The 8,545-nt window shown below is 72.6% G+C and carries 5 protein-coding genes and 1 riboswitch; all 5 genes read left to right on the forward strand.

Going from position 1 to position 8,545, the window contains the following annotated elements; genetic code table 11:
- The coding region (locus tag E1281_RS33585; protein WP_207943654.1) for a hypothetical protein at positions 1 to 669 on the forward strand (669 nt) is incomplete at its 5' end.
- 184 nt (positions 670 to 853) lie between these two features.
- Entirely contained in the window at positions 854 to 2,752 is a 1,899-nt protein-coding gene (locus E1281_RS33590; RefSeq protein ID WP_131883743.1) for a SpoIIE family protein phosphatase, read from the forward strand.
- A gap of 463 nt (positions 2,753 to 3,215) precedes the next feature.
- Positions 3,216 to 3,361: riboswitch (cyclic di-AMP (ydaO/yuaA leader) on the forward strand.
- Between the two features lie 10 nt (positions 3,362 to 3,371).
- Entirely contained in the window at positions 3,372 to 4,145 is a 774-nt protein-coding gene (locus E1281_RS33595; protein ID WP_165959219.1) for a CHAP domain-containing protein, read from the forward strand.
- Between the two features lie 281 nt (positions 4,146 to 4,426).
- Positions 4,427 to 7,324: a CDP-glycerol glycerophosphotransferase family protein gene (locus E1281_RS33600; protein ID WP_207943655.1), complete on the forward strand. Its 2,898-nt coding sequence runs from the start codon at positions 4,427 to 4,429 to the stop codon at positions 7,322 to 7,324.
- Positions 7,308 to 8,545: glycosyltransferase (locus E1281_RS33605; RefSeq protein WP_131883744.1), on the forward strand; the 1,238-nt coding region annotated here is incomplete at its 3' end. The genes E1281_RS33600 and E1281_RS33605, both read left to right, overlap by 17 nt.

Raw genomic sequence — 8,545 nt, forward strand, 5'->3', positions numbered from 1 at the left:
GTGGTGGAGCGGCGGGCGAAGCAGACGTTCCGGTCGGCGTCGCTGGTGAAGATCCTGATGGCGCTGGACTACATGCAGGAGAACCGGGTCACCGCGGAGGATCGGGCGCTGATGGGGCGCATGCTGCGGTCGAGCGACGACGGGGCGGCGACCGAGTTGTGGCGGCGGGGCGGGCAGGACGAGATCCTTGAGCGGATGGTGCCGAAGGCGGGGTTGCGGGAGACGGCGGGGCCGCCGGCGGACAAGCCCGGGTTCTGGGGGTACACGGCGCTGAGTGCGCGGGACGTGGTGCAGACCTACCGGTATCTGCTGGACGAGGCGCCGGACGCCCACCGGGAGTTCGTGCTGGAGCAGTTGCGCAAGGCGACCCCGTGCGGGACGGACGGGTTCGACCAGACGTTCGGCATTCCGCAGGCGCTGGAGAAGCCGTGGGCCGTGAAGCAGGGGTGGTCGGGGTTCGGAGACGCTCCGGCGGGGCCGTGCCGGGGTGCGCGGCCGGCGGCGTGGCGGCCCGATCTCGGGATCGGGCGGCCGGTGCTGCATACGTCCGGGCTCGTGGGGGAGCAGAAGATCGTGGTGGTGCTGACGCTGCATCCGGCGGGCTCGTCGTTCGAGCGGGCGGCGGCGCGGATCACGGCGTTGACCGGGCAGGTCTACCGGGCGGGGTGACCTGGGTCACACGGCGGGGAACCGTCGTCTCTCGGGAGGGTCATCGGGAGTGGTCGAGTTCGGGTGTGAAGGGAAAACTCGGGCAAAGATCTGCACTGTTTACTCGGTTCTGGGCGAATAGTCCGTCGCTGACGTATGTAGCTTTTTTCTCCCAGGGGCAGGTAACGCCGAACGGGGGACACGGTTGTCGGATGCGGAGGGCGCCTCGGGGCAGCCCGGGGTGCACGTGGCGGACCTGGAGGACCTGCGGGGCGCGGCGCACGACCGTGCGGTGCTGTCCGAGGCCCGGGTCGTGCTGGCCCGGCGGCTCGGTGTCGCGCCGGGGGAGGCTCTGCAGCATCTGATCTGGCTCGCCCGCGATCTCGACATGGAGCTTGCCGAGGCGGCGTCGCTGCTGGTCAAGGACGGTGGCGGCGGGCCGGTCGGGGCCGTGCTGGCCGGGGGCCGCGCGCCGCGCGCGGAGGGCGGCACGGCGGAGCGCCAGGCGGCCATGTCGGAGGCCGAGGAGGTCCTGCGCCGGGTGACGGGCGAGGACACCGCGGGAGACGAGGAGATCCTCGCCGGGGTGCCGGACGACCCGATGGCGCGGGCGGTCCTGGACGCGACGCTCGACTCGTCGGCCCATCTGGTCCCGGTCCGCGGGGCCGACGGCAATGTCGCGGACTTCCTCTTCGCGGATCTCAACGGCGTCGCGCGGGACATGTTCGGGCGCGGCCGGGAGGAGCTGACCGGGCGCCGGCTGCTGCAGACGGACCCCGGGGCGGTCTTGAACGGGCTCTTCGACGACCTCGTCGAGGTGCTGGAGACCGGTACCTGCTTGGAACGTTCCTCTTTTCTTTACACGACCGCCCAGCGCGGCCTGTCCCGCTCGTCCCGGACGAGTGTGCGGTGCGTGGCGGTGCCGACCGGCATCTGCTTCATCTGGCGGTACCACCAAGCCGAGGACCGCACGGTGCGGCGGCTGGAACGGGTCGAGCGCCTCGCCCTGGTGGGGTTCGGCGAGTGGGATCTGGCCACGGGGGAGGCGGACTGGACGCCGCAGATGCTGGCCAACTACGGGCTCACCCCCGAGGAGGTGCCGCCGGCGCCGCACGACCTGCCGAAGGTCGTGGCCGAGGACGACCTCCCGCTGGTCGAGGAGGCCGTGCAGACGATGTTCTCGCGCCGGGAGCCGGTGGAGACCGAGCACCGCGTGATCGGCCGGGACGGGGCGCCGAGGCACCTGTGGGTGTTCGCCGAGCCGGTGCTGGGCGACTCCGGGCTGCCGGTCTCGATCAACATCGTCTCGCAGGACATCACGCGGCGGCGCGGGGTCGAGCGGGCGCTGGCCGAGACCCGGCGGCAGATGCTGAAGCAGCAGGAGCGGATGGCGCAGGAGCGGCGGGTCGCGGTGACGCTGCGCCGCGCGATCCTGCCGGACGAGGACGAGGTGGAGCGGCTGCCGGGCCTGATCACCGCGATCCGCAGCATGGCGGCCGAGAGCACCGCCCGCATCGGCGGGGACTGGTTCGCCACCCGCGAACTGGCCGACGGGCGGGCGCTGATCGCCATCGGCGACGCGGCCGGGCACGGGCTTCCGGCGGCCGCGGCGATGGCGCGCAGCCGTAACGGGCTGCTGGGCCTCGCCTGCACGGGCGAGCCGTCCGGACGGCTGGTGGGCTGGCTGAACGAGCTGGTCGGAACCATGGACCCGCCGGCGACGGGGACCGCCATCATCGCCCATTTCGACCCGGGACGGCGCGTCATGGAGTGGACGTGCGCGGGTCATCCGCCGCCGATCCTGGTCCGCGGCGGGCGGGCGGAGTTGCTGGAGGTCGTCCGCGACCCGATGCTCGGCGCGCTGCAGGGCTGGACCTACACGACGATCACGACCCGGCTCGACCCCGGCGACATGCTGTTCCTCTACACCGACGGCCTGGTCGAACGCCGGGACGCCGACCTGGACGAGCGGATCGCGCGCCTCACCGGCCTCCTGCGGGACACCTCGGCGCGGCCGGACCAGGTGCTGGACGAGGTGCTCGCGCGCATGGAGCACGACCGGGAGGCCGACGACACCACGCTCTTCGCCGTGCGCGTGGAGTGACGCGAAGCACGCACGACCTGCGATGATCACGCAATGTGATGTGCGCCTCACCTGAGGGGGCCGGTTGGGGCGGGGTGCGGCCGGCCGCCATGTCCCGGCGGTCGCCGGCGGCCATTTCTTTACCTTTGCGCCGCGACCCGCGAACCCCCTGTGGCAAAGGGCTGCGGGCCGGTCGGGGAATGATCGGGAAGACATCCGGACCTGACGGTGTTGGTGGTGTCTTGGAAGGTCTTTGAGCAGGCAAGACAGTGTTTTGTCCGTGATTTGCTTTCCTTGAGAAGGTTGGTACCTTCTATCCGAATCACGCAGCGCACCCCATGCGTTGCCGCCGGCCGTTCCATGTGCGGCCGAGGATCGCGGAGCGGAACCCGCACGCGATGGGCGCCCAACCGAGAGCGCGCCCTCTCATCGAGATCAGTCCGCTGAGATCAATCCGAATATCCAGCACCGCGTCCGCGGTGCGAGGCCGAGTCCGTCCGGTCCACGCGACCGGAACGGAGCCGGGGACCCAGGTTCCAGGGGTGAATCGGCACGTCGAAGGCGTGCCGTAGGGCTGCTTCCATGCCCGAATCCGTCAGCTAACCCGGTAGGCGTCATGGGAGACAAGGAGATTCCCTGCATGACCGGTCGTATCGATCGACTTTCCCTGAAGAACTTCACGGCAGAGGACAAGGCCGTAGGCGTCGCCGTCAGCGCGGTGCTCGCCGGAGCCGTCGGACTCGCCGTAGCCAACCCCCTCACCGGCGACGCCGTCGCCGAGACCGCCACCCAGGCGGCGGTGGTCGCCGAGCAGGGCGCCGCCGCGGTCACCGAGAACGGTTCCGCCTCGACCGAGGCGGCGGCGATGAGCACCGCCGAGGCGCGCCAGGCGGGCTACAAGGTGCCGCCGCGCGACGTCGACCCGTCCGAGGTCATCAAGCTGGCCGAGAAGCAGATCGGCATCAGCGAAGGCAAGGGCGGCCAGACCAAGTTCCACGACTGGTACGTCTCGACGCCGCACGCCAAGGCCACCGCCGATCGTGACGGCGGATTCTCGGTCGACGCCTACAACGGCGCCCAGTGGTGCAACATGTTCGTCTCCTGGCTCGGCGCCCAGACGGGCGTGAAGAACATGGGCTGGGACGCCTACACCGTCCAGCACGCCTCCTGGTTCAAGGACACCGACCGCTGGGGCAAGAAGGCCAAGCCCGGCTCGGTCGTGTTCTTCGACTGGGACGGGGGCTCGAGCATCAGCGCCATCGACCACGTCGGGATCGTCGTCAAGGACAACGGCGACGGCACCGTCCGCACCATCGAGGGCAACAGCAACAACTCGGTGGAGAAGAAGGTCCGCGACAAGTCCCTGATCGTGGGCTACGGATACCCCGACTACAACCCCGAGTACAAGGCCTGATCCTCCGCGATCAGCCCTCCCGATCGGAAGGCGCCCGGCATCCTCGCCGGGCGCCTTCTGGCGTTCCCGGGGGATCTGCCCAATGACTCCGCTGAAGGTGGGTAATGCCAATCGTTGACAGCCTTTGAACGCTCTTGGACCTCAACGCGGCGTTCCTGGAAAGGAATCCGTGCACGTGCGTCCGACCGGCGCCTGGGAGGGAGCGCCCGCGAACGCGAAGGCCGCGGTCGGACGCCTCTGCCGGAGGTCCGGGGCGTCCCCGGGACCGTGACCGCGGGGGGATGCCCATGCGCCCGGACGTCAGCGTGGTCGTGATCGCCTACAACGACGCGCGGAGGCTGCCGCGGGCGGTGGCGTCCTCGCTGGGCCAGTCGCTCGGCTGCGTCGAGACGGTCATCGTGGACGACGCGAGCACCGACGGCACCGCGCAGGCCGCCGACCGGCTCGCCGCCCGGCATCCGGGACGGGTCAGGGCCGTTCACCTGGAGGCGAACTCCGGCGGGTGCGGCCGCCCGCGCAACGCCGGGATCGAGGCGTCCACCGGCGGGCACGTGATGTTCCTCGACAGCGACGACCTGCTGGACCGGCACGCCTGCCTCAACCTGCTCGGCGCGGCCGAGGACACCGGCGCCGACATCGTCTCCGGCCGGTGCGACCGGGTCTTCCTGGACGTGCCGGAGCACGCCGACGGGCGTGTCCGCCCCTGGTATCCGTGGCTTTACCGGCGGCGGGCCGTCCACGAGTCGCTGGAGGCGAACCCCCGCCTCCTCTACGACACGCTGTCGACCAACAAGATCTACCGCCGGTCCTTCCTGGAGCGGTACGGGCTCCGGTTCGTCGAGGGACTGCACTACGAGGACCTGCTGTTCACCGCCGAGGCGTACCTGGCGGCACGCCCGACGGCGCTGATCCCGCACCGCGTCTACAACTGGCTGGTCAGCGAGCGGACGCCCGCCCCGTCCATTTCCAACCGGCGCGCCGAGCTGGCCAACTTCGCCGACCGGCTGGAGATCCACCGGCGCATCGACATGCTGTTCTCCCTGCGCGGCGCCCACGACCTGGGGCGGGCCAAGGACGTCAAGTTCATCAACCACGACCTGATGCTCTACCTGCGGGAGCTGCGCGACCACGACCCCGATCACCGGGCCCGCTTCCTCGATCTCGCGGCCGGCTACCTGGCCGAGCTGGACCCGCGGGTGTTCGAGGAGGCCAACACGATGCCGGCGATCGCCGCGTACCTCGTCCGCGAGGGCGACCACGCGGGCGCGCTCGCCGCCGCGGTGTACGCCCCCGCCAAGCGGCCGGAGCTGCGCGCACGGCTCGTGGAGCGGGACGGACGGGTCTTCTGGGGCGCGGGCCGCCCGCGCGGGGCGCTGGCCCGCCGCGTCCTGGACGTCACGAACTTCGGCTTCCACCTGCGCCCCCTCAAGGAGCTGCGTCCGGCCAACACGGTGACGCGGCTGGAGACGCGCGGCGGCCGGGTCCGCATGGCCGGGCGCGTGCTGAACCCGCTGAACAGGATCCGCCCGGACGCCGAGCTGTCCGGCACCCTGGAGTTCTGCGACCGGCGGCGCCCCGCCCGCAAGGGACGGGTGAAGGCGGACGTCCGGCACGACGGCGACCGGCTCACGTGGCAGGCCGAGTTCGACCCGACGCGGCGGATCCGCCCGGCCGGGTTCATCGACCCGGTCTGGGACGTGCGGCTCCGCCTCCGGGTGGACGGTGAGAGCGTCGTCACCCGGCTGGGCGAGGGCCGTGAATCGCCCCGGCTGGAAGGTGTCGAGCTCCCCGTCCGGCCCCGGCTGACGCGGCTCGCCGCCGACCGGCTCCGCTCCTACGTCACCGAGGGCGGGCACCTGGCGTTCCGGCTGGAGGCGGGGAGCCCGTGGGCCCGGCTCGCCGCCGCGGCCGCGCGCCGCCTCCCCGTGGCCCCGGCAGGGCTGCTCGCCTGGCGGCGCGCCCGCCGGGCCGGCGGCGGCGTCCGCCGGGGGCTGACCTCGCGCAAGACGAAGATCGCGGTCTTCAACCGGGTGCTGAGCCGGCTTCCCGTCCGCCGGGACCTGGTGGTCTTCGAGAGCCATCTGGGCCGGCAGTACTCCGACAACCCGAAGTACATCTACCGGGAGCTGCGCAGGTCGGGGCACCCGGTGAAGGCCGTCTGGTCGTACGCGTCGTCGCCGGCGGGGTTCCCGGACGACGCCAGGCTGGTCCGGCGCGGCTCGTGGGCCTACTACGCGGCGCTCGCGCGGGCCGGGTTCTGGATCGACAACCAGGGCTATCCGGACGGTCTGCGCAAGCGACCCGAGACCACCTACATCCAGACCTGGCACGGGTCGGCGTACAAGCTGATGGGCCTCGACCAGCCGCGGATGAAGAACGGCTCCGCCGCCGAGCGGGCGCGGCTCCGCCGGATGGTCGGGCGCTTCGACAGCTTCCTCATCAGGTCCGGGCACGACGAGGAGACCCTGTGCGCCGGCCTCGGCGTCCGCTCGGTGCTGCTCCCGGCCGGGTATCCGCGCAACGATCCCCTCGTCAACGGCGCGGACGGCGACCCGGAGCTCTCCGCGGAGGTGGCCGCGCTCCGGGATTCCCTGGGACTGGACGACGGGCGCCGGGTCCTCCTGTACGCGCCGACGTTCGCGACCGGGCCGAAGGGGGGCCCGGTGCGGCTGCTGGCGCCGCCGGTCGACCCCGGCGAGTTCGCGCGCGAGCTGGGGGAGGAGTTCGTGATGCTCGTCCGGCCCCACTACCTGTGCCGGGCCAACCTCCCGCCGGGCGCGCACGCGGTCATGCGGGACGCGGGCGCCGCGCCCGACGTCACGCCGCTGCTGCTCCTCGCGGACGCGCTGATCACCGACCGCTCCTCGATCATGTTCGACTTCGCGCTGCTCGACCGGCCGATCGTGCTCCACCTCCCGGGCGTCCTCGACCCCTCCGCCGGCTACTTCGACCTGGAGCGGCACGCCCCCGGGCCGATCACCCGCACCGAGGACGAGCTCGTCGCCGCGCTCGCCGGCCTGGACGAGGCGGAGGCCGAACACGCGCCCCGCCGCCGCGCGTTCGCCCGGACCTTCGGCGAGCACGAACGCGGCACCGCCGCCCGGACGGTGGTGGACCGCTACTTCCCGGCCGCAGAACCGCAACGCCACAGGGGGAGAAGGAATGGCCGCACCGCGTGACGTCTTCATCGTGTGCAACAACGCCGACGAGATGGGCGGCCTGCAGCGCTGGGCGCACCACATGGCGCGACTCCTGGCGGGACGCGGCGACCGCGTCACCCTCGTCGGGATCACCAGCGGCCCGGACCCCTACCACCACGGCAGGGACGGCTCCTACGCCGTCGAGGTCCTGCACCGCGGATGGCGCCCGCCCGCGATGGCCTGGCGGCCGAGGCGGCTCCGCGAGCGGCTGAACGTCTCCGCGCGCGGGCGCGACCGGTGGCGGGCGGCGGCGCAGCGGCGCGGCGCGGCGCGGCTGTCGGAGCTGTTCGCCGCCGCCCGGCCGGGATCGGTCGTGATCGCGGCGCAGGTGTGGGCGATGGAGTGGGTCCGGCTGGCCGACACGCGCGGGCTGCGCGTCGTGGGCATGAGCCACGAGTCGTTCGCGGCCACCCGCCGGTCGTCGCGCTACCGGCGGGTCAAGGAGAACTACGCGGACGTGGACCGGCTGCTCGTGCTCACCGCCGAGGACGCGGACGCGTGGGCGCGGGACGGGATGACCAACGTCGACTACATCCCGAACGCGCTGCACGTCACCCCGACCGTCCATCCCACGCTCGATCTCCCCGTCGTCGCCTGCGTCGGCCGCCTGGCCCCGGAGAAGGGCATCGACCTGATGCTGGAGGCGTGGGAGCGGGTCTCCGCGCGCCATCCCGGCTGGCGGCTGCACGTCTACGGCGGCGGGCCGGACGGGGAGGAGCTGCGGGGCCGGGTCCGGGCGGCCGGGCTGTCCGGCTCGGTCGAGTTCCGCGGCGTGGTCGCCGACGTGGAGGAGGCGCTGGTCGAGGCGTCGGTCTTCGCGCTGCCGTCGCGGGCCGAGGGCTTCCCGATGTCGGTGCTGGAGGCCATGGCGTACGGACTGCCCACGGTCGCGTTCGACTGCGCGCCGGGCGTCCGGGCCCTGACCGGGGAGGGACGGGGCGGCGTGCTGGTCGAGCCGGGCGACACCGCCGCGTTCGCCCGGGAGCTGGAGCGCCTCATCGAGGACCCGGACCTGCGCCGCGCCCTCGGCGCCGAGGCGCGCGCGGCGGTGCTGCGCTTCCATCCGGACGCGGTGCTCGCACGCTGGGACCGGCTCTTCGACCTGCTCCACCGCGAACCGCCGCACGCGGCGGAGAACGCCGTGGAGCGCGTGCCCGAGGGGGAGCCGGGCTGGGCCTCGGCGCGCGTCCCGGGCCAGGG

It is taken from the genome of Actinomadura sp. KC345 (assembly GCF_004348515.1).
Lineage (GTDB): Bacteria > Actinomycetota > Actinomycetes > Streptosporangiales > Streptosporangiaceae > Spirillospora.

Excerpts from the sequence above, each read along its gene's own strand:
- E1281_RS33595 (WP_165959219.1), top strand. The coding sequence starts at position 3,372 with ATGACCGGTCGTATCGATCGACTTTCCCTGAAGAACTTCACGGCAGAG.
- E1281_RS33600 (WP_207943655.1), top strand. The coding sequence starts at position 4,427 with ATGCCCATGCGCCCGGACGTCAGCGTGGTCGTGATCGCCTACAACGAC.